Source organism: Caldicellulosiruptor hydrothermalis 108 (assembly GCF_000166355.1).
GTDB classification, from domain to species: domain Bacteria; phylum Bacillota; class Thermoanaerobacteria; order Caldicellulosiruptorales; family Caldicellulosiruptoraceae; genus Caldicellulosiruptor; species Caldicellulosiruptor hydrothermalis.
Window position 1 is genome coordinate 16213 of record NC_014652.1, and the last position, 26986, is coordinate 43198.

Consider the following 26986-nt stretch of genomic DNA (forward strand, 5'->3'; position numbering starts at 1 on the left):
TAACATAGGCAAATATAATGTTGAAACTGATAGCTAATCTTGTTATAATCAAAATAGCTATATTTAAAAAAAGGTGATAATCATGATAGTAAATGCTACCGAATTTAAAATGAGAGTTGGAAAATATTTGAAGATGGCAGAAAAAGAAGAAATAATTATAACAAAGAATGGTAAGGAAGTAGCAAAGATTGTTCCTATAAAAAAACAAGGCACACCAAATGCGGATTTTCTATATGGGTTTATGGAGAATTATCCAAATAAAGAGGTGACAATAAAACAAATAAGAGGGGAAAGGATAAGAAAATATGAAAGTTCTTATTGATACAAATATTATTCTGGATGTTATTTTAAAAAGGTCACCTTTTGAAAAAGATTCATACAAAGTTTTAAAGTATGCTGAAGAAGGACTTATTGAAGGCTACATTGCTTCATTTGTTGTCACTGACCTTTATTATTTTATTGCAAAGGAATTGGGAAATGACAAAGCGACAAAAGCAATAAAAGCACTTTTAAACATTGTTAAATTGGTTTCAGTAACAAAAAAAGACATTGAAAAAGCCATGGAAAATTCCACTATAAATAATCTTGAAGATGCTTTGCAGATTCAATGTGCTAAAAAAATAAAAGCGGACTTTGTTATCACGAGAGATAATAAACTTAAAAAGTTGATAATAAAAGCTATTTCACCTTCTGAATTTGTTGAAAAATTCCAAAGTGATAACTTTTAAAATTTTTATTTACCTCAAATTTGTTTGCTTCTTTCATTATACATTATAATTTAGAATATCTCAAATTTTCTTATTTTTTCAAAATCACATTTAACCACTTTTCATTTTCTTTACCCTTTCGAACATCATTTGTTATCAAAATTTCCAATATATCAAAATACCCGAGTTTTTTTATTAATTCAGAAAAAGACTTTTCATCATAATAGTTAAAAAACCTACCGTCATCCCTATATTCTTCTTTATCTCCATATTTAAATGATGCATACAAAACACCATTTGGTTTCAAAGCACGGTGGATTTTATATAATATACTACTGATTTCATCTCTTCTGACATGTAACAAAGAGGCACAAGCCCAAATGCCGTCAAATTCTTCATCAAAATCAATTTCTTGAAATGTCATATGCAGAGTTTTTTTTCCTGTGTATTCAGTTGATAATTTCACCATTTCAATTGAACCGTCTACTGCCACGACATCATAGCCTTTTCCCAGAAAATATTTCGTGTCTCTTCCTGAACCACAACCCAAATCAAGAATTTTACCACCTTCAGGAATGTATTTTAAAAATAGCTTGTATAAATTTTCCATATTTGCATCCTTTGTATTCATGAAAAACTCAATGGCATTCTCATCGTAGTACTTAATCGTCTGATCCATTTTCTATTCTCTCCTTGTAGTAACGTTTTACTCTATAATCAATGACGTCTTTGAAATGTCGAGTAAAATCTTGGTTTTTGATAAATGGTTCAAGGTCTTTGGAAAGATACAAAAATTGGTCATCTCTTTTGAGAAATTTTGAAAATTCATTATCGTTTAATAGAGCTTCTTCTGGATTTCTTCTTGAAAGATCCAACCAATCCTCTTTTGTCCACTCTTTGTATCCCTGTGTGCTTTTGTGCCTTGCCAAGTCAACTGCGTTTGAAGGATTAGAATAAAATTCTTTAAAGCTTCTGTAGATATCATCAGGTGTTGCGACAAGCTTTAGTTCTCCATTGTTATAAAATGCAAGAAGCAAAGGCATTTTATAACTTTTTGTCATACGAGTATTTTCAATACATCTAATAAATTCATGTGCGACGGTAGCGTACAAGGTTTTTTCGCTTTCAGTAAGTTCATTGTTTTTATAGAGAAAAGAAATATAATCTCTGAGTATATTGATGTTTGGGTCGCTATATCTCTTCATATTATCATATATAGCATCATCAACATACTTGAAAAAATCTTGACGCATTGGTCTATATCCCAAAAAATTCTTTATCCTTAAATATTCTTCGTATATTAACTCTTCGATTCTTTTTACAGCTTCAGCTTGTTTTCTAAAAATATCAATTATTCTGAAATCAAAGTCCACGATACAATCATCAGGAAAATCAAATTCATCATGAACAAACCGTGTCTTTTTAATCTTTTCGATGTCATATCTTTTGCCGCTCAATAAAAATGGTATCAAGTTTGCCTTTTTATAGTTTCCTATAAAATCCAATACAGTTAGATAGTATTTATCTTTGGCTTTTCTTAAACCTCTTCCAAGCTGCTGCAAAAATACTGTAGGTGATTCGGTTGGCCTTAAAAACATTACCATATCAATTTCTGGGATGTCTACTCCTTCGTTGAACATATCAACTGTGAAGATAACATTGATTTCACCTTTTCTAAGTTTTTCTATTGCTTGACCTCTAAAAGCTGCATTTTTGCCCTGTTCGCCACTGTAAACGGCACAGGATTTTACCCCATTTTGGTTAAAATACTCAGCCATAAATTCAGCGTGATTGCGTGAAGTACAAAACGCAAGAGTTCTTTTTTTGTTAAATTTTAGATAATTTTTGAGTATTAAGTCGGCTCTTTTGTGGATCATCAGTACTCTCTCAAGTTCATCTTCTTTATATTTTCCATTAATAATTGGAATATTTGAAAAATCAGTTTCATCGTAAATACCATAATAGTGAAATGGAACAAGAAAACCCTTATTTATAGCATCTTTTAGCCTCAGTTCATAAACAACGTTATAATCGCAGAGTTCAAAAACATCTTTGTTATCTAATCTTTCGGGTGTAGCGGTAAGTCCCAGTAAGAATTTGGGCTTAAAATAACTGATGATGTTTGAATAGCTTTTTGCAACAGCATGATGAAATTCGTCTATGACAATATAATCAAAGTAATCAGGTGGGAAATAACTTTCATTGAGATATTCTCCTTTTCCCAAGGTTTGAACAGAAGCAAATATTATATCTTTGTTTGTATCCTTAATTTCAGCATTAAAAAATCCCATACTGCTATTTGGTCGAACTTTTTCAAAAGTTTTTTTGGCTTGATTTAATATCTCTTCTCTATGAGCAACAAAAAGAACCTTTTGAAATTCCATTGAGTCAAATGCTGCCAGAAAAGTTTTTCCCACACCTGTTGCCAACACAACCAAGCCTTTGTTAAAGCCTTCTTCTCTGCTTTTTTTGAGTTCATACAATGCTTCAATTTGAGCACCGCGTGGATAATAGAATGGAATAACTTTTCCATTATTTACTTTTGATTTTATAAAACTTTGTACAGAGTATTCTGCAACCTCTTGAGCCACTTTCAATAGGTCAGAAGAAATATTTTGGTCTTTTTCTTCATGTTCTGATATATCACCATCTGCTTCATTAAATATTTCTTTTTCAAGTTGGATTTTTGGTTTTTTCCATTTGCGGCTGTATTCTTTTAATACTTTGTCAGTTATCTCTATACTTTGGTTATGAAAAATATTCAGAAATTCGTTTTTAAAAAAGAGAAAATCATCACAATTGGTCTTTTTTTCTATTTTGTAATTCCATTCTATTCCGCCGCACAGGGCTTGTTCTGAAAGATTAGATGAGCCAATAAAAACCTCTCCGTTGTCATTTTCATACTCAAATATGTATGCCTTGGGATGAAAAGACTTTTCCTCAAATTTATAAAATCTCAAATCAACATAATTTCCGAGTGTTTGTCTTATGAGGTAAAGAGCAGAGGGTTGAGTTATATTGAGGTACCTTCCAGTTACAATCCTTATTTTCGATCCTCTTTTTTTGGCTTCTATTAAGTCTTCTATGATTAACCTTACACCAGATTCCAATAGAAATGAAACAATGAAATTTATTTCAACTGCTCTTTTGATCGCCCTTCTGAGCTCTGTTAAAAAGTCTTCATTGTCACCAGTAAAGCATTTAACATTTTGTATACCTGCTTGCTGGCTCAAGGCTTTGTATCTCTGTTCAATCTTTCTATAAACATCTTTTATTTCATGAAATTCTACTTGATTGAGGTACTCTTCTATCTTATGCATCTTTTCAAACCTCATAATGGTCATTCCTTTTTAATTAGATTACAAAAAATCTAAGATTGCTTATAAAAATTATATTACTTTTCCTTAAATTGGTCAATGAAACAAAGGGCAAGGTTATTTTCCTTGCCCTCTTAACACAAGCCCTACCTTGTTTGTTTTCTTATCAATCACAGCATAGCCGAATTTGGGGAAGATAAGTGTATATTTATAGATCGAATAACCAGAAGAATTTAATATGGAATCGGGTGCATATCTAAACCTGTAGGTTTCAGTATCAACAAACATGTATTGGGAGTTCTTTGTTGAAAATTTTATTACAAAACTGCCTTTTGTATCTATAAGCCCTACATAATCCTTTGTAGCAACAGCAGCCATCTGAGCAAAAAATGGACCTGCTTTGGTATATTGAGGTTTTATAACAAACTTTCCAGAAGGATTAATATATCCCCATAAATTTGACTTCATTACAGCAGCATATCCTTCAGAGAAATTTTCTGCTTTGTCAAATTGAGGTTTTATAGCAACTTTAAAGTTTTTGTCCATAAATCCCCATTTTCCATTTTGTTTAAAAGCTATAAATCCTTCGCTGAGTTCTTTTATATCATCAAATTGGGGTTTAACCACAAAATTGCCATTTATATCAACAATACCCCACTTTTTATTTTTATAAACTGCTACTAATTTATTCGCTTCAACAACTTTGGCATTTTCATATCCTTCTTTACTTTTTGTATATACATAACCTCTATTAGTATGTCTTCCAAATATAAGGTAGTATTTGTTATTTTCAATTTCGTATGAAACATAATTAGGCGATAATTCAGCTAATTTATTTTTATCTGAAGATGGCGCAGAATTTGATTCATTTGCTAACATAGCCTGCACTGCCTCTGCAAATTTACTGTCTGCCAAAGCTTCTTTAAAAGAATTATATTTAAACTCTACAACCACATTTCCATTTGTATCAATAGCACCACACTTTCCATCTTTAGAAACAAGAATATATTCCAAATAAGAATCTGGCCATACTGCATCTTTCAAGTCAACAGTATTAAGAGAAAATTCTTTTTTGTTATCTGGGTTACGCATATAATGAACAAAGCACATTTTTTCAAACTGAGGAGTGACATAGATTTTTTTATCCAGATTCAGAAAACCATATTTATTATCTTTTTTACAAACATATATATTTATCCATGGATTTATAACATCAAGTGAGTCTAACTCTGGTTTTACAATAATTTTTGCGTTTGTATCTATAAATCCTGCTTTCCAGTTTTGCCAGATAACAAATATATCTTTATAGAATTTATCTTCAATGCCCATTATTGAGGCACCATCATAAACTATAGGCTCTATTTTATCAAACTGCGGTTTTAAAAGGATATTTCCAGATGAACTTAAAATTCCCCATTTTCCACCCTGAAGATAAGAAATCCAACCATTTTCCCAGAACATTACATTTTCAAACTGCGGTTTAATATATACAAAATTTCGAGAAGAGGCTTGCTGAGCATTTGTTAAAGTCAGAATGCTGATTGAAAGAATAAGTACCAGTAAAAAGCAAATAAAGATTTTGACTTTTTTCATAAAATTTTCCTCCTTTTTTGAAAGGTTTCATTAAAAATATTTTTTAATTTACATTTAAATCTGCTTATACCAGAAAATCAATATAAAATAAATCACTATATAAGGTATTATAATCATTTTTTAAAATAAATTCAACCATGTACAAAAAATACATAGTTAATATTTAGCATGAGATTTAGTACAATTAAATAGTGGGTATATATATTCTTGTAGCCAAAAAATATATTAGGAAGGAGAAGTGAAAAATTGAAGAAAAGCACAAAGATCCTTTTAGCTATTTTGGTTTTGATTGTAGTAGCTGTTATGTATACCTTTTCGACGTATAATAGCCTTGTTCGTTTGGCAGAAAATGTTGACAACAAATAGAGCCAGGTTGAAAATCAGCTGCAAAGAAGGTCAGACTTGATTCCCAACTTGGTCAATACTGTAAAAGGCTACGCAAAACACGAAAAAGAGATTTTTGAAACCCTTGCCCAGGCACGTTCAAAGCTCTTGAATGCAAATACAGTAGAAGATAAAGCAAAAGCAAACGATGAACTATCATCTGCAATTTCGAGGCTTTTAATGATAGTTGAAAACTATCCAAATCTCAAAGCAGACAGAACATTTGTGCAGCTTATGGATGAACTTGCTGGTACAGAAAATAGAATTGCTGTTGCAAGAAAGGATTACACAAAATTTTGCAGAAAGCCTCGTCCTTTTAGGACGGGGAGCAATAGCAAAGATTGAAAATGAAAACCGAATATGATATAATTGGATCAAATCTTTAAAAATAGCAGGATAGATTATAATGAATACCTACAAATCAACACGACATGCCAAATTTTTAATCAACTACCACTTTATTTGGATACCAAAATATCGTAAGGACTTTTTAAAAGACCATGAGGTGAAAAAGACAGTCGAAGAAACAATACAAGAACTGTCCAAGGCATACAAGTTTGATATTTTAGCACTTGAGATAATGCCTGACCATATTCATTTATTTATTTCAGCACTTCCAAGGTATTCACCGAGCGAACTAATTAACGTGATAAAAGGTGCTACTGGCAGGAAGATAGCTCAAAAGTTTCCCCAGTATAAGCAGAAGGATTCAGTGTGGACGAGGGCATATTTTGTTGTAACAGCTGGCAATGTGTCTTCTGAAACAATCAAAAAAATACATAGAAAGTCAGTGGAAGAAGGCAGAAAAAGATGGATAAGACATATATTCTACCTATCCCAGAAGAGTATCAGGTTTTGGCAAGAGAACTTTCAAAACAATCAGGAAAAATCTACTCTAAAGCTGTAAGTTTTCTAAAGCGAATGAATAAAAAAGGAATAAAGATATCACAAAAAACATTTGACAGGTACATGGAATGGTGGATACACCAGAAGGATTTTGTTCTTCACAGTCAGAGCAAACAGGCAGCATATCAGCAGGTATGGATAAATTATATTGCAACTTTTAGAAAAATACAGAAAGCAAAAAAGAAGGGGAAAGATACATCCAGAATAAGATTGCCATACAAGAACAAGAAATATAACAAAGTGGTGTTCAAAGAAAGTGCACTTCGTCTGAAAAACAATATTTTGATTCTCTCTAATGGGAAAGAACATGAAGCAATAGTTTTAAGAGATGTTGTGATAAAAACTGCTCCAAAATATGCAGAGCTAATCTATCATCACAGCAAGAAAAAGTACTATCTCCATGTAGTTATCGAAGTTGATGAAATGAAAAGTGAAAAAGGTAAGGGCGTTTTAGCAGTAGACCTTGGAGTAATACATCCAATGGTTTGTTTTGATGGGCAAAATGTTTTAATCTACAATGGTGGGGTTTTAAATTCTAAGCTGAGATATCGCAATAAAAAGATAGCAGAGTTTCAACAAAAACTTTCTTTGTGTCAGAAAGGGTCTAAAAGATTTAGAAAGCTTGAAAATGCGAAGAGAAAAGTTTTGAGAAAGCTAAACAACCAGATAAGAGATGTGTTGGAAAAATACACATCTCATTTGATAGGGTACTGTGTTAAAAATAACATAGGAACAATTGTGTTAGGTGATTTGAAAGGGATAAGAAATAGAGCAAAGCATGGGAAGGTATCAAATCAGAAAATTCATCAGTGGATGTTTAGAAAAGTGGCAAGAAGAATAGAAGAGAAAGCAGGGTTTGCAGGGATAGATATTGTGTATGTAAAGGAGAATGGCACATCCCAAGTTTGTCCTGTATGTGGAAGTAAAAATAAACCACGAAACAGGAACTATGAATGCAGCAAGTGTGGATTTAGATATCACAGGGATGGTGTTGGAGCTATAAACATCTACAAAAAGTATACAGGGACAAAATCCCTGGTAGTAGGGCGATTGGCTTGCCCCGCAGGTGTGAGGTTCAAATCGCACCTGTGTTGCCCGGTAGAATGGAATACCCATCTATGGGAAAAAGACCATTCTACCGAGAAGACAGCCTGAAATAAAGAGCTGTCAAGAATCCTCGTCCTTTTAAGGGCGGGGAGAAGTCAATGGTGGGGACAGGATCCGTGGGACAGAGACGATGACCACCACCATTTTGGCGGATTTGGCGGATTTGGTGGGTTTGGCAGAGGCGGTGGAGGTTCCGGTGGATTTGGCGGATTTGGAGGAGGCTCCTCAGGCGGTGGTGGGGCAAGCAGGTAAAAAAGCCCACTTTTTAATTTTGTGATATACTAAAATTAATACTACTTTTCTTTCAAAGCTATGAGAACTTTTTTGACAGCATAGTTCTATCGGCCCAGACATTCCTCACAGAACTTTCAGAAGATGAGCTCATGCAGCTTCTTGAAGAGTAATAGGTATTTCAAAGGGTGATTGTTATGGAAGAAATGCAAAAAAGTGATGTTAACACTTATTCGGATTTAAAAAGAATTTCTGAAAATCAAGTATATAGCTTGATTGATGGAACTTTGTTTTTGCATGCTGCACCAAGCTGGCAGCATCAGAAGGTTTTAAAAGAGCTGATGCTCATATTTGGTAACTATTTGAAAGATAAAGATTGCGAAATATTCTCAGCACCATTTGATGTGTTTTTAGAGGCAAAAGATGAGCATGAGATTGAAAGTGCCACAACCGTTGTTCAGCCAGACTTGACTATAATCTGTGACAAATCAAAACTTGCAAAAACAGGGTATATAGGTGCCCCGCAAATGATAATAGAGATAACCTCGCCTTCTACAGTTAGGTTGGATAGAGTTTTGAAGTTCAACAAATATGAAGCAGCAGGCGTAAAAGAATACTGGATTGTAGAACCGGAAAATAAAATAATCACTTGCTTTGTTTTGGAGCCAGATGGTCGCTATGGAAGACCAAAGATGTTTTCAGAAGGAGATATAATAAAAGTTGCTATTTTTCCTGATTTAGAAATAAATGTTGATGAGATTTTTAAAATATAACAGCGGGGCAAGCAGGTGAAAAGCCTGCCTGCCCAAAATTTTTGTTTTAAAAAGTTCACTTCTTCTCTAAGCCTGGGACTTTAATCTATCAATAGCACTTCTCAAGCCCGGGATAAAGGCTATTATCAAACACACGGCAAGATCAGGACCAAGATAAGTTGCATTGTAGATGGCAGAATACACAACCGGGCTTGTACCTTTTGGCGCGTATGATGCAAAAAATACAACTCCAGATATAAAATGAAATACAAACCTTCCAAAGCCACCTGCTAAAATTCCCAAAGGCAGATTTTTTCTAAAAAATCCTGCAAATCCGAGAGCACCAAAGGCCAGTGGATAGTCTAAAAGTAGCTGTGCCCAGTGAACAACATATGGGTCTTGTATTAGCTGCAGTATTCCATAAGCCATTCCTGCAACTATTCCCGCAAATGGTCCAAACATATAAGCATATGCAAAAAGTGGCAGCATGCTTGCAGGTGTAATTGAACCACCCTGTGGCATTCTGTAAAGCTTTATAAATGAAAGTATAAACGATAGTGCAATGACAACTCCACCGTACACAAGAGCTTTTGTTGAAAATTTTTGACGCTTTTGAGCGAGGTATAAAAAGATACTAATAAATATTAAAACGATGACTATCGTAAGCGAATACCATTTTATCTTTTCAAAATCTTTGAATATACTTGCAAAATAGCTCATTTTATTTCATCTCCCAAGCATATTTTTCAATTAATTATATCACAAAATGTATACTTAAAAAACAGACTTCATTCTGATATAATATTAAAGGGTTTTTAATATCTTATTTAAGGTAAAATATTTTAGCATATAAAAAAAGGAGAATGATACAAAAATGCAGCAAATCCGCGCGATAGTTGGCACCCAGTGGGGTGACGAAGGAAAAGGCAAAATTGTAGACTTTTTGGCCAAGGAAGCTGACGTTGTTGTCCGTGCTCAGGGCGGCAACAACGCAGGTCACACAGTTGAAGCTTTCGGCAAGGTTTTCAAGCTACACCTTATACCGTCAGGAATACTTTACAAGGATAAGCTCAACATCATAGGAAACGGAGTTGTTATTGACCCGGAATCTTTGATACAGGAAATAGAAAGCTTAGAAAAAGAGGGAATATCAACAGAGAACTTAAAAATTAGCGACAGAGCGCATCTTGTCATGCCATACCACAAGATACTGGATGAAGAGCAGGAAAGACAGAGAGGCGATGAGAGTCTTGGCACAACAAAAAGGGGAATAGGTCCTGCATACACTGACAAGACAGAAAGAACAAACCTCAGAGTTTGTGACATGCTTGATGAAGAGGAGTTTGTGCAAAAACTGAGAAATGTGTATGAGAGAAAGAACCAGATACTTACCCATGTTTACCACAAAACACCAATGAAGTTTGGAGAGCTTTTAGAACAGTTTATGAAGTATGGAGAAATTTTAAAGCCGTATATCACAGATACAATAAAACTTCTGAATGATTCAATAAAAGCTGGCAAAAAGGTTCTTTTAGAAGGTGCACAGGCAACAATGCTTGACTTAGATTATGGAACATATCCTTATGTTACATCATCGCACCCAACAGTTGGTGGATTTTGTATTGGAGCAGGGATTGCACCAAAGTACATTCAAGAGGTAATAGGTGTTGTTAAAGCGTACACCACAAGGGTTGGGAAAGGTCCATTTCCCACAGAGCTTTTGGATGAAATAGGAGATAGCATACGTGAAAAGGGAAGAGAGTACGGAACAACCACCGGAAGACCAAGAAGGTGCGGCTGGCTTGATCTTGTTGTTGTGAGGTATGCGGTTTTAATAAATGGAATTGATAAGATTGCCCTTACAAAGCTTGATACGTTATCCGGCCTTCCAAAAATAAAGGTTTGTGTTGGATACAAGTATGAAGGAAAAGTCTTAGATCTTTTCCCTGCGTCTTTGAGGGTTGCAATGGAGTGTGAGCCTGTATATGAGGAGTTTGAAGGCTGGAGCGAAGAGGAGATAAAAGGTGCAAAAGAGTATGAAGCTTTGCCAAAAAGTGCAAGAAGATATATAGAGTTTATAGAAAAAGAGACAGGTGCAAAGGTTTTTCTCATTGGCACAGGCCCTGCAAGAGAGGATATAATAATAAAAGACTAAAAGTTATTGCCAATAAAAAGCCATCCGAAAATTTAGTTGATTCGGGTGGCTTTTTGTGTTACTTTGGTGGTAGAGGAAGTGTTTTTTTGTGGGAATAACTTAACTTTTTTTGAGATTGGGTGTATAATAAAATTAAATTTTTGAGGAAAAGAGGATGGGAAAAGTTGGACTATCTTAAAAGACTCATGAAGTATTTGGACGACTGTAAATTATTGGTAGCAGTTGGCCTAATTTTGGCGCTGGCAGGGATATTTTGCAGTATGGCAGTGCCAAAAGTGTCAAAGCACATCATTGACGATGTTCTTGTTGCAAGGCACTTTGAAAAGCTTTACTATTTTGCTCTAATTTTGGCAGGACTTGTGCTTTCAAAGGCAATTTTGAATTATTTTCAGAGCTACATATTCGAATACACATCTCAAAAAGCCATCTATAAGCTCAGAGAGCAGCTCTACACAAAGCTTCAATACCAATCTTTTGAATATTTTGACAAAGCATCAACAGGAGCTATTATGAACAGAATGGTAGGTGACCTGGAGGCTATTCGAAACTTTCTCAACCAGGGCTTTGTTCAGGTAATTAGCATAGTCATTACATTAATATTGGCACTTTCTATAATGCTTTCAATGAACGTTTTACTTTCATTTTTGAGCTTAGCAACAACACCTCTTATATACTTTAACGTCAAAAGCCTTGCCAAAAAACTTCAGCCAACCTTCAGGGCGATAAGAGTGGCATTTGAAAAGCTCACATCAAAGGTGCAGGAGAACATCACAGGTATAAGAGTTGTCAAAGCGTTTGGAAATGAAGAGCTTGAAAAGAAAAGTTTTGAAAAAGTTGCATTTGAGTTTACAAGCAAAAATATACAGGCTGCTGATATAAGGTCGGTACACAATCCTCTTGCCAATTTTTTAAATGGACTAAACTCAGTCATAATTCTTGTTGTTGGAGGATATTTGGCTATAAATGGGAAGATTACCATAGGCACGCTTTTTGCTTTTGTGAGTTATGTGAACTTGTTCTCTGCACCCATTGGTAACATTCAAAACCTTGTGAACCAGTGGCAAAACGCCTTTGCATCCTTGGAAAAGGTGTTCGAGGTGCTTGACAGTGAGGTTTTAATCAAAAGTCCAAAAAATGCTATTCATCTTAAAAACATCAAAGGTGATATAAAGTTTGAGAATGTGTATTTCAAGTACAAAGATAAGTTTGTGTTAAAGGGAATAAACATTCATATTGAACCTGGTGAGGTTGTTGCCATTTTAGGTCAGGCAGGTTCTGGAAAGTCATCTTTAATAAATCTTCTTGCCAGATTTTACGACCCGACATCTGGCAGGGTACTCATTGATGATGTTGATGTGAAAAATGTAAAGCTTTGTTCTTTGAGAAGAAACATTGGAATAATAATGCAGGAGACATTTATTTTTTCTGACACCATCGCTGCAAACATAGCGTTTGGAAAGCCAGATGCGAAAGAAGAAGAGATAAAATGGGCTGCAAAGCTTGCCCGGGCAGATGAGTTCATTGAAAGACTTCCAGAAGGGTACTCTACCGTTGTTGGTGAGAGAGGGATAGGACTTTCGGGCGGTCAGAAACAGAGAATTGCAATTGCCAGAGCGCTCATATACAACCCAAAAATTTTAGTGCTTGATGATGCAACGTCAAGTCTTGATTTTGAAACAGAGGCTGAGATTCAGAATACTTTGAAAGAGGTGATAAAAGGAAGAACTACAATCATCATAACCCATAGAATTTCACAGCTTGTGGTTAGTGCTAATAAAATTTATTACATGCAAGATGGCAGAATTGTTGAACAAGGAACACATGAAGAGTTGATGAGACTCAAAGGTAGATATTACACAACATTCAAAAAACAACTGCTCGAGCGCGCAAACTCACTTCCTGCCTAAAAAGTTTGATAAAGGGGGAATTTTTCAAAATGGCAGACCCGGTGGCCAAAAAGCCAATGTTTTCTCAAGAAGAGACAAATTACGAATTAAAGATACCATATTTGAAGAGGCTTTTTAAGTTTCTTCTTCCTTACAAAAAATGGCTGGTATTGACTTTAGTATTCATGTTTGTAGCAACAGTTGCCGATTTGGTTTCTCCTTACCTTTTAAAACAGGCAGTTGACCACTATATCCCCAAAAAAGATTTCAAGGGAATTTTGATAATTGGAGCTTTGCTTGTTTTGATGCTTTTTATAAACAAAGAGTGCTCAAAAAATAAGATAAGGCTTGCAAACAGAACAGGGCAGATGGTTTTGTTTGATATCAGAAAAGCTCTTTTTGACCATGTGCAAGGTCTTTCTTTCAGCTTTTTTGACAAAAACTCGACAGGAAGAATTATTGTTAGAATTGTCAATGACGTCAATACCTTGAACAACCTATTTACAAACGGCATTGTGAATGTGATAACAGATATGTCAAGCTTAGTTTTGGCAGCAATAATAATGTTTTCTATAAATCCCAGGCTTGCAATGGTGACATTTGCAGTTGTTCCAATTTTTTTAGTAGTTCTTTTTACAACCAGAAACGCCATAAAGAGAAACTGGAGGGCTGTGCGAAGGAAAATTGCGAACCTAAATGCGTATATACACGAAAACATAAGTGGAATCAGGGTGATTCAGGCATATGTCAGGCAAAAGGTCAACAGGGCTATTTTCAAAGATGTCATAGACGATGTGTTTTTGTCATGGATGAGGGCTGTCAGGATAAACGGTATATTCTCACCTGCGGTTGAGGTATGTTCAATGATAGGAACGCTCATCATCTACTTTTACGGTGTAAAGCTTCTTAAGATAAATGGTGTTACAGTTGGAACTTTAATTGCTTTTGTGAGCTATTTAGACAGGTTTTGGCGACCGGTTGTTACACTTTCTAACTTTTACAATCAGCTTCTTGTTGCAAGCGCATCGTCAGAAAGGATCTTTGAGGTGCTGTCTGTTCAGCCCGAAATAAAAGAGGATAAAAACCCGGTAGAGATATCTACTTTTAGAAATTCGATCGAATTTAAAAATGTGTGGTTTGCGTACAAAGATGAAGAATATGTTTTAAAAGATGTGTCGTTTGAAATCAAAAAAGGAATGATGGTTGCGCTTGTGGGTGCAACAGGCTCTGGCAAAACCACAATTGTAAATCTTCTTTCAAGGTTTTACGACCCGCAAAAAGGCAGTATCCTCATTGATGGCATTGATCTTAAGAAAATTAGCTTTAAAAGTTTAAGGAAACTTATAGGTATTGTCCAGCAGGAACCATTTTTGTTCTCAGGTAGCATCCTTGACAATATTCTGTATGGAAAGCCAGATGCCAAGTTTGAAGAGGTTATAGAGGTTTGCAAGTTCTTAGGCGCGCATGATTTTATATCGCAGTTTGAGGATGGTTACTTTACACAGGTAAATGAAAGAGGAACGCGCCTTTCAACAGGGCAAAAACAGCTAATTTGCCTCTCGAGGCTTTTGCTTCAAAACCCCCAGATTCTTATTTTGGATGAGGCAACGGCTTCGCTTGATACACATAGCGAGCTTATGGTGCAAAACGCTCTAAATAGAATAATGAAAGACCGCACTTCAATTGTGATCGCTCACAGGTTATCTACCATAAAGGATGCAGATTTAATAATTGTAATGGACAAGGGCAGGATAGCTGAAATGGGTACGCACGAGAGCCTGATAAGGAAAAAAGGCATCTATTATGAACTTTGTGCAAGCCAGATAAGATTTGTAAAGGCAGGGTGATAAGAGGAAAGAAAAGATACTGCGAATATATTTTTGGTATTTACAAATAACAAGAAAGGTCTTATAATATTAAACCGTGTTTAATTTGTGTGGGCCATTAGCTCAGTAGGCAGAGCACCAGCCTTTTAAGCTGGGTGTCCCGCGTTCGAGTCGCGGATGGCTCACCATTTTAATTTAAAAGCTTACAGGTGGCCCCGTGGTCAAGTGGTTAAGACACAGGCCTTTCACGCCTGTAACAGGGGTTCGAATCCCCTCGGGGTCACCATTTTGTTTATGAGGAGCTGAGTATCTTCCAGATAGGGAGATGAAAGGCTCCAGGCATGTCCTGCTTGCCAGATGGCAACTGGGATATGCTGAATTTGAAAATATGATATTGAATGGATAGGCAGGAAGTTAATTCTTCCTGCCTATTTTGTTTTTATCTTCTAATTTCCAACTGGCACTTTTATTTTGCAAAGCTTGAAGTGACAAAAGCTTCTAAAAAGGCTGCAAATACTACCAGGAAAGCTCCACATACAGCCAGGGTTAAAAATCTTTTAAATGCAATATTTGGCTTTGGTCTTTCCTTTGAAGAAACTGCGGCTTCAAGGAAGATTGCCGAGGCTGCGCTGCCTATTATGAATGCTGCAATTTCAAATATCCCATGGGGCAAAATCAAAAGCAGTGTCTTTGCCAAAGATGTCTGTTTTGCTGAGATTGTAGCAACAGCTCCAACTATGAAACCATTTGAAAGCAACACAAACACAGATACAAGCCCAAATGTCAAGGTTCCAGCTGTGATGATTATAAGATAAACTTTCATGTTGTTCTTGAGGATTGCAAGAAAGAGAAGGTAAGGGCTTTTTGCGTTTTTCAAGATGCTTTCAAACAGTTTCCTGATATACTGGTTGATGAATTTTTGCATTTCATCACCAAAATAAAGACCTGCAACAATGCCAAGGATACAAGAAAGTGTAAAAATCAAAAATGATATTAGAATTAGTCTTTTTTCAGCTTTAAAGGTCTGAACAACAAATTTCAACTTGTTACTTCCCTCCTCAAATGCTTTGAAACTCTTTCAACAAAATGATAACAAAACTTGCAACTTAAGTGCAATTCCGAGCAGAAGAAATTTTTTCACAAAATTTTAATTAACTTATTTGAATATTTGGTATATAATTATTTCTGATATAAATTTACAGGAGGTATGTAAACATGAAGATAACATACCTTGCACATGCAAGCTTTTTGATAGAGACAAAATCGGGGGTAAAAATTTTAACAGACCCATACGACAGTTCTGTTGGCTACACGGTGTTTGAGCTATCACCGGATGTAGTTTTGACATCGCACAAACATTTTGACCATGGTTACACAGGCAGCCTAAAAGGAGATTATGTTCTTGTCGACAAGGAAGGCGAATTTAACGTCAAGGGTGTTAAAATAAAAGGCATAAAGACCTTCCACGACAAAGAAAAAGGGCAAAAACGAGGAGAAAACATTGTGTTTGTCATAGAGGATGAGTTTTGTGTTGCACATCTTGGCGATTTGGGCCATGAGCTTGCAGCACCTGAGCTTGAAAAGATGGGGAAAGTTGATATTCTGCTCATTCCTGTTGGCGGCGTATATACAATTGATGCAAAAGAGGCTTTCAATGTTGCAAAGGCTGTAAATCCAAGAGTTATAATTCCTATGCATTATAAGACAGAAAAGCTTAAATTTGACCTTGGGAAGGCAGAGGAGTTTACAAAGCATTTTGAAGATGTTGAAGTATTAAATTCATGTGAGATTGAGATAAATAACCTTCCAGAAAAGCAAAAGGTTATGCTGCTTAAATACAAAGGATAAAGGAGAATTTGCAAGATGCCAAAAAAAAGTGAGAAGAAAAGTATATCTCAAAGAGCAAATAAGTTTGGTGAAAGTGAAATCTCAATTTTTCCCGGCAAAACACTTGCGATATACAAAGCATTTGTGCTTTTTGCCTTTTGTGTGCTTGTTTTGATGAGTCCATATTATAGAGGGCTTTATTTTGACTATGAGCTGAGTGTATTTCAAGCAATTATGGCTGGAATATTTATCCTTTTTGCAATATATCTTTATCTTTCAAAAGAGGGTTTTTTAGTAAATTCAAAACTTGAACTAATGCTGCTTCTTTTTATGGTTGCATATATTGTTCCCTACTTTTTTGCAGCAAACAGAAGGCTTGCTCTTGGAGAATTTTTCAAGTATGCATTTTACTTTGCAGTTTTTTATGTTGCATCGAGAATTTCAAAAGGCAAAGCAGAAAAGCTTGCAATTTTAAATAGCCTTTCTCTCTCAACAGTAGGTGTTGCGTTCTTTGGGTATCAAGCAGCGGTAAAGTTAATACCAGAGACTGCCCGCCCTCTTGGTATGGCAATGAACGGGCTTTGGGTTGGGAATATGATAAACTCAACACTGCAGTATCACAACACGGCAGGAACTGTTTTGGCGTTCGGATTTATAATCTCTTTGATGCTGGCAATATACAGTGAAAATAAGCTGCTTAAAAGCTTCTATTTTGCCTTTTCAAGCTTTATATTTACAGCGTTTTTCTTTACATACTCAAGAGGCTCATATATTACCCTCTTGCTTGCTCTTTTAGTGTTTTTCTTGCTTTTGCCGAGAGAAAAAAGAATTTCGCTCATTTTTAACATAGCGATTGTTGGCGCTTTTGTTATTGCTTTTTTGAATAAGGTTGGGGCAAACCTAAACGAACATGGGAAAGTAAAACTTTGGCTTGTCTTGCTCTTCCAGATGCTTCTGGTTTTTGTCCTGACATATGCTTTTGGATTTGTGGAGAGAAGACTGTATAGTCTTAGCAATAATATTTACATAGCTGGGGCAATTGCTGTTGGTATTTTAGCTATCATAGGTTTTGCTGTTGCTCTTAAGATGCATTTGATTCCTTCAGACATGGTTGCAAAAATCAAATCTATAGCTATGTTCTGGAAAGAAAGAAACTTTGTTGAAAGAATGGTGTTTTACAAAGATGGATTAAAGATATTCTTGAAAAGCCCTGTATTTGGCTATGGCGGTGGGGCATGGGTATCGCTTTATTTTATGTACCAGTCTTATTTATATTTTACAACCCAGTCTCACAACTACTTTTTACAGGTGCTTCTTGACACGGGGCTCTTAGGATTTTCTATCCTGATAGTATTTTTGTGGTTGTTGTTTTCATCTTCATTGAAGGCTTGGTTTAAAAAAGATGGCAAAAACAATATATTAATAGCAGGAATTGTGGCAGCGGCTGTGCAGCTTTATCTTCATTCAATCCTGGATTTTGACTTTTCACTTGCTTCTGTGCAAGTTTTGTTATTTGCAGCTTTAGGGGTATTAGTTTCAACCTCTTTACAAATTCTTCAGAAGCATAAGCAAGAAAAGGTGATTTACACGAGCAGAAAGACAAATTTTGTGCCTGCTTTGCTGGCAATATTTTATCTATTTGTGATAGTAATTTCACTGAATTTCAGACTTGGAAATTACTATGCAAATATTGGTCAGCAGGCACTACAGACAGGGAATTTGTCTGCTGCATATTCGTTTTTGTCAAAAGCTGTCACATACGACCCACTCAGCTCCAATGCGCTTTCAGACTATGCGGTTGCTCTATACAGAATAGGTGACCAGAACAAAGACGCAAATTTAATTGCAAAGGCAGATGGTTATTTCAAACAGGCAATTGTAAATGACAGGTTCAATGCAAAGATAAGGTTCAAATATGCCATATATCTTCTTGCTCATGGGGCAGTGGATAGCGGACTTTCACAGATAGAAGAGGGGATAAAGCTTCAGCCTCTTCAGCCAGCAAACTATGAACTCAAAGCTGATGCATATGCAAAGGTTGGAGATTATTACCTGGGGAAAGGTGATAAAGAAAAAGCGAAGAAGTACTATGAGGTTGTGTTAAAGATTCCTGAGGAAATTGAGAGAGTAAAGAAAGAGAAAGAAAAAATGCCTGAAGTAGTAAAACAAGATCCAAACTCTCATAAGTTTGGAATAACAGATAGAACTTTGCAAATAGTAAATGAAGTCAAAAAGAAAATATAATTTTGAGGGACCCTAAGTGCGCATGAAGAACGATAAATTTATCATTTGGAGGAAACTAATTAATGTTATGTGTCGTTGACTGTCGATGTATCAATTTAGAAAGAAATCACGGTATAAGTAGATATACCTATGAGATTATTAGAAATGCTCCGAAGAACATCAAGCAACATTTGATACTTCTTAGTGACAAAGAAAATTTTGATGTATTGGCTAAGGCATTTGATCAGGAAGTAAGAGAAATTGTGCAAATTAAATCGCCTTTTTTGTCTTCATTTGAGAATATAGAAATTCCAAGTATTTTAATAAAAATCCAAAAAAGGACAAAAGAACAGATAGCTTATTTTTCACCTTCATTTTCGTCGCCGCCAATAGTAGATAAAAGGATTAAAAAGTATATAACTATCCATGACTTGATGCACTTGGACTTTTACTCAAGTTTAAAGAACAAAGTATATTATTCAACATTGGTAAAGTATTATATTAACACAGCTGTTTACGTATTTACTGTTTCGAACTATTCTAAAGAGAAAATAATTAAATACTATGGCAATTCAGAGAAGATAAAGGTAATATATCCTGGAATTGATGTGAATACTTTTAGGAAACTGAAAGATGAAGAAATTGAACGTCTTAAAGATGTGTACTCTTATCTACCTGAGAAATTTTTCTTGTTTATAGGAAATAACAAAAAACACAAGAATTTTTCATATGCTTATGAGCTTTACAAGTGTTTAAAGAGATTTTATCCAGCACATAAATTTGTATCGAATGTATGGGATAATGAAAGTGACAAAGACATTATTAGATTAGAAAAGATTGATGACAATTTACTCTGTTTTTTGTATAACAGATGCGAAGCCTTTTTATATCCTTCCTTATATGAGGGCTTTGGGTTGCCACCTTTAGAAGCTATAGCATGTGGTGCAAAAGTTATAGCTTCGAAATGTGCGTCTTTACCAGAGGTTTTGGGTGAACATGCAATTTATATAGATGTGTTTAAATCTCCTGAAGAGAATATTTTTGAAGTGATTGAAAAGCTCAACCAACCAAAGCCTGAGTTTGAAGTTATCAGTCGATATATTTCCAAATATAATTGGCAGGACTTGAGCAGAAAAATATTCGATTTTATATTTTCATAAATTATTGGAAATTATTCTTGTTTAATAAAAATACAGAGGGTGATAATGTTGCAACAATTAACAAAAGAATTATGGCAAGAAGGCAAAATAAAAACCATGTTTAGTACAGCAGGTATTATATTATATGTGTTTTATATATTAACAGGCAATTTTTCAAGAATAATAAAATTATCCTTTTTCCCCCGGTCAATATCTTTGATAGAGGTTAGTATATTGGCATTTGTTGGAATATTTTTTATCTATGAATTGACTCTTCTTAGAGAAGATAAAAATTTACTCAAAAAAGTGAGCTTGAACGATTTGGATACAGTCGAGGTATTGCTAAGTTTAATGTTACTTTCTATATTGGTGAATTACATAATTTACAAGTTCAATATTTTACCACTACTGTACTATTTGAGATTTTTTTCTTTGGTATATTTTGCATTCATAATTTATTTGTTCTTAAATTTTAAAAGAAATATTAGCAAAATAGAATGGTTTTATACTCAGATTGGGTTACTACTCTGTATAATTGGATGGATTATCTACTTTATTGAGCCAGATACAGAAAGATTGAATAAATTTTTTGAACAACAGGGAATTTATCTTAATCTTGATCCTCATAAATTTAGATTAATTGGTAATATTTTCGATCCTAATTTTTTTGGGAATATATTAGTTATGTTTATTAGCATCACAATGATAAGTTTTCTCAGTGAGAGTTTGCAAGACAAAAAAAGTTTAATCCAAAAAGTCATTTTATTAATTTTTTTTAACGTTACGTTGTTAAAGACTGTATCTCGGAGTTCGATTTTAGGCTTATTTCTGGTGGTATTTTTTAATACTGCTTTGATAGGGAGTTGGAGTTTTGCTAAGAAGAAGATTGAAATTTTTAAAAAGCTTATATTAGTAGATAGCATTTTGCTATTTACGACGTTATTGGATAAAGATTTTTACAAGATTTTTGAACGAATAAAAAGTATTCCGGTAGATAATTCTGCTCATGCACGTATACAAAGCTGGAATAGTGCGCTGGATTATATTGAAAAAACTCCAATTAAACTATTGATAGGGGATGGGTATGGTTTTCTGAATATAAAATATGGCTTGCAATTTATTGGCTTTGACTCTTCTTTTTTAAATTTAATTTTATATTGTGGTCTGTTAGGAACTGTTTTTTTCTTAGTATGGTTGTTTAAAAAGATATATAAAGTGTATCAGAATATAAGATATGAAGAATTGGATGTTAAATTACACTTTGTGAATTTATTCTCTCTACTACTTACGTACTTTGTAATAAGCTGGTTTAATAATCTTTTGTTCTACCAGTTTTGGTTGGTGTTGTTTTTACCATATTATTATTTTTTAACAGATTACGGGAGAAAGGGATAGAAATGAATATTGGTGTAGATGCTAGACCCTTGGGGAAGATTAAAACGGGAATAGGGTTTTACCTTTATAACTTGCTTAAAGTATTACCTGAAAAATGTAGTGATATCAACTTTTTTCTTTTTTCTGATAGAGAAATATCTTTAGACTTTAATTACCCGAACGTGAAGACTGTTGTAGAGAGTGATTATAAACTTCTCAAGGGAACTCTGTGGTATATGCGAAGAACAGATTATTTGATAAAAAAGTATAATATCAATGTATTTTGGGGAACCCAAAATATTTTGCCGTTTATAAGAAACAAAAATGTAAAAAAAATCTTGACAGTACATGATTTAGTATGTTATAAATATCCACAGACCATGGAAAAGTTAAACTATTTTATCAATAAAGCATTTATACCTCATTCAATTAAAAGCGCTGATAAGATTGTTGCTGTTTCCAATTCAACAAAGGAGGATATATTAAGTTATTTTAATGTTGATCCAAAAAAGATATGTGTTATTTATAATCCAGTGATTGTTACTGATATGGGTAATATTAATGAGGAAGAATACTTATCAAAATATAATCTTGCTAAAAATAAATACATCTTGTATGTAGGTACTATAGAGCCTCGAAAAAATACAGAAATTTTGTTTAAAGTATGCAAAGAGATTTATAATAAAACAGGTATGCCAACTGTTTTAGCAGGAAAAATAGGTTGGAAAAGTAATGAGATTATTCAATGTATTAAAGAATATTCTAAGGTTGGATGCCTCAAATATTTAGAGTATGTAAGTGATATAGAAAAAAACCTACTTATGAGAAACTGTTTTATTTTCGTATTTCCTTCTTTTTATGAAGGATTTGGAATGCCAGTGGTTGAAGCGCTTAAAAATGGAGCACTTGTACTTGTGTCTGATACATCTTCTTTAAAGGAACTAATAACCATAGATGAACTTAAGTTTGATCCATTAGATTGCAAGCAACTAAGTGAAAAGATAATAAATTTTTATGTTGACAACGAGGCTTATACGAAATATAGAAAAAAAATGCAATGAGTTATCTTCAAAATTTGAGAATAATCAAGTAATAGAGAAATATGTTAAATTATTCTACAATTTAAAGGATGGTGCAAAGTAGTGAAAGTATTATTTGTTCCTCCACCTTTAGCTTTTCAAAATATAGGTGGAGGAGAAATTCAGATGTTGAAAACAAAAAAGTATCTTGAAAAGTTATTCAAGTTGGAAATAGCAATATTTGATGTTGTAAACACAAAACTTGCTGATTATGACATAATTCATTTTTTTGGCTCAGAATACATTCTTTTTCCTCTTGTGAATGCAGCTAAGAATTTGAAAAAGAAGGTAGTAATATCGCCTATTTTCTTTGATAATAAGCATTATCTTTCCTATAAAATAGCTACTTTTATTGGAAAAATATTACCATTTAGAAGTTCTGTACTGGATAGGTTAGAACTTCTAAAGCTTGCTGATTGTTTATTGCCCAATTCCTTTTTGGAAGCTGGTTATTTGAGAAAGGCTTTTAATGTTCTTCCTGAAAAAATTCATGTGATACCAAATGGAATAGATGTTGAAGAAATAACTGGTTATTTAGATACCATAACGCCAGAAGATGAGGAGGATTTCAAGAAAGAATATAATATTAATACGCCTTACTTTCTTTATGTTGCAAGATTTGATAAAAGAAAAAATCAATTAAATCTTATAAAAGCATTTAATAAATTGATAGCTCGGGAAAATAATATAAAACTTATTTTGATAGGATCACCAAATCTTGATGAGATAGAATATTATGACCAATGCAAAAGAGAAGCTTTAAAAAGTAAGGGAAAGATAATTTTTCTACCTGCTTTAAAACATAGTGATAAGAAATTATGGATTGCTTATAAATGTGCTACTGCTCACATAATGCCAAGTTTATTTGAAACACCAGGTTTGGCTTCGTTAGAAGCTGCTTTTTGTGGCTGTAGACTGATTGTTACAACTGGTGGTGCTACACGAGAATATTTTAAAGATAATGCGCTATATGTAAATCCGAATGATATTGATGATATTAGAGAAAAAATGTTGGCAATTTTAAAAGATACAAAAACTAGGGAATTGCACAGAAAGTCGGAAATGTTAAAACAAGAGATTTTGAAAATTTACAATTGGAAGCAAATTGCTGAAAGTACATACAAAATATATGAAATGATTGGAGGAGTTCAATGAAGGTTGCAATAGTGCATGAATGGCTGACTACTATGGGAGGTTCTGAAAAGGTTATATTAGAGTTGAAGAAATTATTTCCTGAAGCCCCCATATATACTCTCGTATATAACAGAAGAAAATTAGGAAAGTATTTTGATAAGTATTTAATAATTACGTCGAATTTGCAAAAAAATCCATTAGCTCACATTAAGCATCAACTGTTTTTCAAATACATGCCAAGAGCTTTTGAAAGTTTCGATTTGAGTGATTTTGATTTAGTAATAAGCTCTTCATCAGCCTTTGCTAAAGGGGTTATAACATCACCCAATAGTGTACATATATGTTATTGTCACACACCACCAAGATATCTTTGGGATTTGACACATGAGTATTTGAAAGACTATAACCTCATAATCAGAAGATATTTAGAGCGGAACTTTCATTATCTTAGAATATGGGATACCATTGCAGCAAACAGGGTTGATTATTTTGTTGCAAATTCAAATTATGTGGCAAACAGAATAAAAAAGTTTTATAAAAGAGATTGCAAAGTAATTTACCCACCTGTGGATACAGAATATTTTACACCAGCAAAAGACAAAAATATAGAGGATTATTATCTAATTGTATCCAGGCTTGTCCCATACAAAAGGGTTGATTTAGCAGTTGAGGCTTTTAACCAAATATCTAAAAAATTAGTAATTGTAGGAGATGGACCAGAATACAAAAAACTAAAATCAATTGCTAAGCCTAATATTGAATTTTTGGGTTATCAGCCAGATGAAACTGTAAGAGATTTATATCAAAGGTGTAAAGCTTTAATTTTCCCAGGCGTAGAAGACTTCGGGATAGTTCCAGTTGAAGTGCAAGCATGTGGCAGACCGGTGATTGCTCTCAAGAAAGGAGGAGCTGTTGAAACGGTCGAGGAAGGTAAAACGGGGGTTTTTTTCGAAAGGCAGGATGTTGAGAGTTTGAAAGAAGCAGTTTATAAATTCGAACAAGATATTGAGAGATTCGACAAGGACTATATTAGATCTCATGCTGAAAAGTTTAGCGCCGAAAGATTTAGAGTGGAATTCAAGGATTTTATACTCAAAGTTACTGAGTATGAGAGAGGGGAAGGGATGGGAGGAAAGGTATGATAAAAAACATAACATGTGTAATATTGACAAAAAACAGTGCGAGAAATATTGAGAATATAAGAAATGTCTATCATTTATTTGAAAAAATCGTTATAGTAGATGATTACAGTGAGGATGATACGGTCAAAAAGATAGAAGAGATAGATACAGAGAAACGGGTAAAGATATGTAGAAGAAAATTAGATAATTTTTCATCCCAGCGAAATTATGCATCAAGTTTAGCTGAAACAGATTGGGTATTCCACTTAGATAGTGATGAAAGAATAGATGATATGTTAATTCGTGAACTACATATGATTGATGGAAATATCAATAATACTTATTTTATTGCGTTTAAGGTTAAAAGAAAAAATTACTTTATTGATATGCATATTGGAACTGAGGATAAAATCAGATTGTTTAATAAGAAAAAGTTGTACTTTAGAGGTGAAGTTCATGAAGATTTAGATATTAAAAGTGAGGATAAAATTGGTATAATAAAAGGTGCTATTTTACATAAATCATATCAATCGATTCAAGATTATTTTAGAAAATTGGATCTATATATGAAATTAGAAGAAGAAAGATTAAAGCAAAGTGAAAAAGGCTGGTTTTACATTTTAGGACGTCTTGTTAAGAGAACGTTTGAACATTTTAAGACATTGATTAAAAATGTTATAGCTAATAAGAGTTTTTTAAAACCATTATTGTGGTTTTGTTTATGTGAGGCATATGATCTCTTGTATTTTTCAATTTTTTTATATGTAAAGTATTTCAAAATATCGAAATAATACAGGGATAAATAGTGTAAAAAATACATGGATAAAAAGGATGATAGAGATGCATAACTTGGGACGACTTTATATAAAGATAGCAAAGATTATTGATATTCCAGCAATTTTATTATCATTTATTTTATCGTGGTTTATAAAGTTTAATAGTGGCTTGTTTAATAAGCCAGCCTCATTGGATATCCAGACATATCTGTTAATTGTAGCTTTACATGTACCTTTGTATTTATTTTTTCTTACAGTGTCCGGGAAAGAAGGCAAGAGGAGTAATTTTGAATTATTTTCTGATTTTATAAGAATTTTACGATCAAATATATTTGCTCTGCTGATTATAGTGATGATTTTCTATACCCTAAAACTTATTGATTTTTCAAGAATTTTTCTTTTTATCTTTGTTATTTTAAACTTTCTTATGTCAATACTTCAAAGACTTATTTTAAGAAGGATCTTGTTCTCACCAAACTCAAAGATAATTTCAAAAGAAAGAGTGCTTTTTGTTGGGCAAAATGAGATTTCAGAAAGATTAAGCAATATCTTCGAAAGGAATAACTATCAAATCATTGGTTTTGTTGTAAATGAAAGCGATCCTATGAATGAGAGAGTTGTAGGGAAAATTAAGGACATAGAAAGCATTGTAAGTAACAACCATGTTGATGAAATAATTATAGTTCTTCCTCTTAATCAAGAAAAAGAAATAAATTACATCGTCGACATTTGCGAAAAGTATGGTATAAGAACATATTTAGTACCAGATTACTTTAAATTTATACCATCAAAAGCAGAAATAGAAAAGATCGAAGAAATACCTTTAATAAACATACGCTATTCCCCGCTTGATGAATGGCCAAATAGATTTCTAAAAAGGACGTTTGACATTGTTGTCTCTCTACTTGGTTTAATCCTCTGTCTTCCTTTATTCATAATCATAGCAATTTTAATAAAATTGACCTCAGAAGGACCAATTTTCTTTACCCAAGAAAGAGTAGGCTACAACAGACGCATTTTCAAAATGCACAAGTTCAGAACCATGTTTGTTCAAGATCCTGATGAAGAGAAAATAAGATGGACAACAAAAGACGATCCAAGAAGAACCCCAATTGGTAAGATATTAAGAAGACTTTCTTTAGATGAGCTTCCGCAGCTTTGGGATGTTCTTGTTGGTAACATGAGTTTAGTTGGCCCAAGGCCAGAAAGACCGTATTTCGTGGAAAAGTTTAAAGAAGAAATTCCAAAATATATGATAAAACACAGAGTCCGACCTGGAATTACCGGATGGGCTCAGATTCATGGACTCAGGGGAGATACTTCAATTGAAGAGAGAATAAAATATGATATCTGGTACATAGAAAATTGGTCTTTCTGGCTTGATATTAAAATTATTCTAGCAACCATTTTTGGTGGCAAGTTTATGGAAAATGCATATTAAATAATCAA

The 26986-nt window shown here is 33.9% G+C and carries 22 protein-coding genes, 2 tRNA genes and 2 pseudogenes; 21 read left to right on the forward strand and 5 right to left on the reverse strand.

Translation table 11 applies throughout. The features are described 5' to 3' along the window. Window positions 1-82 precede the first annotated feature (82 nt). Both CALHY_RS00075 and CALHY_RS00080 read left to right on the forward strand, forming a co-directional pair. Window positions 83-322, forward strand: a complete 240-nt coding sequence (locus tag CALHY_RS00075; RefSeq protein ID WP_013401993.1) for a type II toxin-antitoxin system Phd/YefM family antitoxin — start codon at window positions 83-85, stop codon at window positions 320-322. Next, entirely contained in the window at window positions 306-728 is a 423-nt protein-coding gene (locus CALHY_RS00080) for a type II toxin-antitoxin system VapC family toxin (protein WP_013401994.1), read from the forward strand. The genes CALHY_RS00075 and CALHY_RS00080 overlap by 17 nt, the downstream gene beginning before the upstream one ends. Window positions 729-798: 70 nt before the next feature. Here the strand turns inward: CALHY_RS00080 and CALHY_RS00085 are convergent, their stop codons facing one another. The 3 genes from CALHY_RS00085 to CALHY_RS00095 all read right to left on the reverse strand — a co-directional run bounded on the left by CALHY_RS00085 (window position 799) and on the right by CALHY_RS00095 (window position 5617). Beyond that, window positions 799-1386: a class I SAM-dependent methyltransferase gene (locus tag CALHY_RS00085; protein ID WP_013401995.1), complete on the reverse strand. Its 588-nt coding sequence runs from the start codon at window positions 1384-1386 to the stop codon at window positions 799-801. Continuing rightward, window positions 1370-4027 carry a DEAD/DEAH box helicase family protein gene (locus tag CALHY_RS00090; RefSeq protein WP_013401996.1) on the reverse strand — a complete coding sequence of 886 codons (2658 nt, stop codon included), beginning with the start codon at window positions 4025-4027 and terminating at the stop codon, window positions 1370-1372. The genes CALHY_RS00085 and CALHY_RS00090 overlap by 17 nt, the downstream gene beginning before the upstream one ends. Before the next feature lie 114 nt (window positions 4028-4141). Then, the gene (locus tag CALHY_RS00095; protein ID WP_013401997.1) at window positions 4142-5617 is read right to left on the reverse strand and encodes a WG repeat-containing protein; all 1476 of its coding nucleotides are present in this window, start codon (window positions 5615-5617) and stop codon (window positions 4142-4144) included. 246 nt (window positions 5618-5863) lie between these two features. On the opposite strand from CALHY_RS00095, the pseudogene CALHY_RS00100 reads away from it, so the two are divergent. The 5 genes and pseudogenes from CALHY_RS00100 to CALHY_RS00115 form a co-directional block, all read left to right on the forward strand. Next, window positions 5864-6307 (forward strand): annotated as a pseudogene (locus CALHY_RS00100) (LemA family protein); the annotation flags it as partial. A 100-nt stretch (window positions 6308-6407) separates the two neighbouring features. Then, window positions 6408-6819: pseudogene (tnpA, locus tag CALHY_RS00105) on the forward strand (IS200/IS605 family transposase). After that, window positions 6812-8062 carry an RNA-guided endonuclease InsQ/TnpB family protein gene (locus CALHY_RS00110; protein WP_013401998.1) on the forward strand — a complete coding sequence of 417 codons (1251 nt, stop codon included), beginning with the start codon at window positions 6812-6814 and terminating at the stop codon, window positions 8060-8062. Before tnpA ends, CALHY_RS00110 begins: the two are co-directional and overlap by 8 nt. An 82-nt stretch (window positions 8063-8144) precedes the next feature. Then, a complete protein-coding gene (locus CALHY_RS13515) occupies window positions 8145-8291 on the forward strand; it encodes a hypothetical protein (protein ID WP_174299043.1) in 147 nt (48 codons plus the stop codon). 151 nt (window positions 8292-8442) lie between these two features. Next, a complete protein-coding gene (locus CALHY_RS00115) occupies window positions 8443-9018 on the forward strand; it encodes a Uma2 family endonuclease (RefSeq protein ID WP_013401999.1) in 576 nt (191 codons plus the stop codon). Window positions 9019-9084: 66 nt separating this feature from the next. Here CALHY_RS00115 and thiT read toward each other — a convergent pair whose 3' ends face one another. After that, a complete protein-coding gene (gene thiT / locus CALHY_RS00120) occupies window positions 9085-9717 on the reverse strand; it encodes an energy-coupled thiamine transporter ThiT (protein ID WP_013402000.1) in 633 nt (210 codons plus the stop codon). Between the two features lie 154 nt (window positions 9718-9871). Between thiT and CALHY_RS00125 the strand changes: the two genes are divergently transcribed. The 5 genes from CALHY_RS00125 (at window position 9872) to CALHY_RS00145 (ending at window position 15150) form a co-directional block, all read left to right on the forward strand. Then, window positions 9872-11152, forward strand: a complete 1281-nt coding sequence (locus CALHY_RS00125) for an adenylosuccinate synthase (RefSeq protein WP_013402001.1) — start codon at window positions 9872-9874, stop codon at window positions 11150-11152. A gap of 164 nt (window positions 11153-11316) precedes the next feature. Further along, window positions 11317-13059 (forward strand): ABC transporter ATP-binding protein, encoded by a 1743-nt coding sequence (locus tag CALHY_RS00130; RefSeq protein ID WP_013402002.1) that lies wholly within the window; start codon window positions 11317-11319, stop codon window positions 13057-13059. A gap of 29 nt (window positions 13060-13088) precedes the next feature. Next, on the forward strand, window positions 13089-14885 hold the full coding sequence (locus CALHY_RS00135) for an ABC transporter ATP-binding protein (RefSeq protein ID WP_013402003.1): 1797 nt from the start codon (window positions 13089-13091) through the stop codon (window positions 14883-14885). 91 nt (window positions 14886-14976) lie between these two features. After that, window positions 14977-15052, forward strand: a tRNA-Lys gene (locus CALHY_RS00140). A 23-nt stretch (window positions 15053-15075) separates the two neighbouring features. Next, window positions 15076-15150 (forward strand) — tRNA-Glu (locus tag CALHY_RS00145). 180 nt (window positions 15151-15330) lie between these two features. Here CALHY_RS00145 and CALHY_RS00150 read toward each other — a convergent pair. Further along, a complete protein-coding gene (locus CALHY_RS00150; RefSeq protein WP_013402004.1) occupies window positions 15331-15906 on the reverse strand; it encodes a stage II sporulation protein M in 576 nt (191 codons plus the stop codon). Between the two features lie 173 nt (window positions 15907-16079). On the opposite strand from CALHY_RS00150, the gene CALHY_RS00155 reads away from it, so the two are divergent. The 9 genes from CALHY_RS00155 to CALHY_RS00195 all read left to right on the forward strand — a co-directional run bounded on the left by CALHY_RS00155 (window position 16080) and on the right by CALHY_RS00195 (window position 26978). After that, complete coding sequence (locus CALHY_RS00155) at window positions 16080-16712, forward strand: MBL fold metallo-hydrolase (protein WP_013402005.1); 633 nt, start codon at window positions 16080-16082, stop codon at window positions 16710-16712. A gap of 15 nt (window positions 16713-16727) precedes the next feature. After that, window positions 16728-18935 carry an O-antigen ligase family protein gene (locus CALHY_RS00160; protein WP_013402006.1) on the forward strand — a complete coding sequence of 736 codons (2208 nt, stop codon included), beginning with the start codon at window positions 16728-16730 and terminating at the stop codon, window positions 18933-18935. A gap of 62 nt (window positions 18936-18997) precedes the next feature. Then, the gene (locus CALHY_RS00165; protein ID WP_013402007.1) at window positions 18998-20074 is read left to right on the forward strand and encodes a glycosyltransferase family 4 protein; all 1077 of its coding nucleotides are present in this window, start codon (window positions 18998-19000) and stop codon (window positions 20072-20074) included. A 45-nt stretch (window positions 20075-20119) separates the two neighbouring features. Beyond that, window positions 20120-21448, forward strand: coding sequence for a hypothetical protein (locus CALHY_RS00170; protein ID WP_013402008.1), 1329 nt, complete (start codon window positions 20120-20122; stop codon window positions 21446-21448). Window positions 21449-21450: 2 nt separating this feature from the next. After that, window positions 21451-22488: a glycosyltransferase family 4 protein gene (locus CALHY_RS00175; protein ID WP_013402009.1), complete on the forward strand. Its 1038-nt coding sequence runs from the start codon at window positions 21451-21453 to the stop codon at window positions 22486-22488. 81 nt (window positions 22489-22569) lie between these two features. Beyond that, window positions 22570-23661 (forward strand): glycosyltransferase family 4 protein, encoded by a 1092-nt coding sequence (locus CALHY_RS00180; protein ID WP_013402010.1) that lies wholly within the window; start codon window positions 22570-22572, stop codon window positions 23659-23661. Continuing rightward, window positions 23658-24782, forward strand: coding sequence for a glycosyltransferase (locus tag CALHY_RS00185; protein ID WP_013402011.1), 1125 nt, complete (start codon window positions 23658-23660; stop codon window positions 24780-24782). Before CALHY_RS00180 ends, CALHY_RS00185 begins: the two co-directional genes overlap by 4 nt. Then, the gene (locus tag CALHY_RS00190) at window positions 24779-25552 is read left to right on the forward strand and encodes a glycosyltransferase family 2 protein (RefSeq protein WP_013402012.1); all 774 of its coding nucleotides are present in this window, start codon (window positions 24779-24781) and stop codon (window positions 25550-25552) included. The genes CALHY_RS00185 and CALHY_RS00190 overlap by 4 nt, the downstream gene beginning before the upstream one ends. 49 nt (window positions 25553-25601) lie before the next feature. Further along, complete coding sequence (locus CALHY_RS00195) at window positions 25602-26978, forward strand: undecaprenyl-phosphate glucose phosphotransferase (RefSeq protein ID WP_013402013.1); 1377 nt, start codon at window positions 25602-25604, stop codon at window positions 26976-26978. Window positions 26979-26986: the final 8 nt, after the last annotated feature.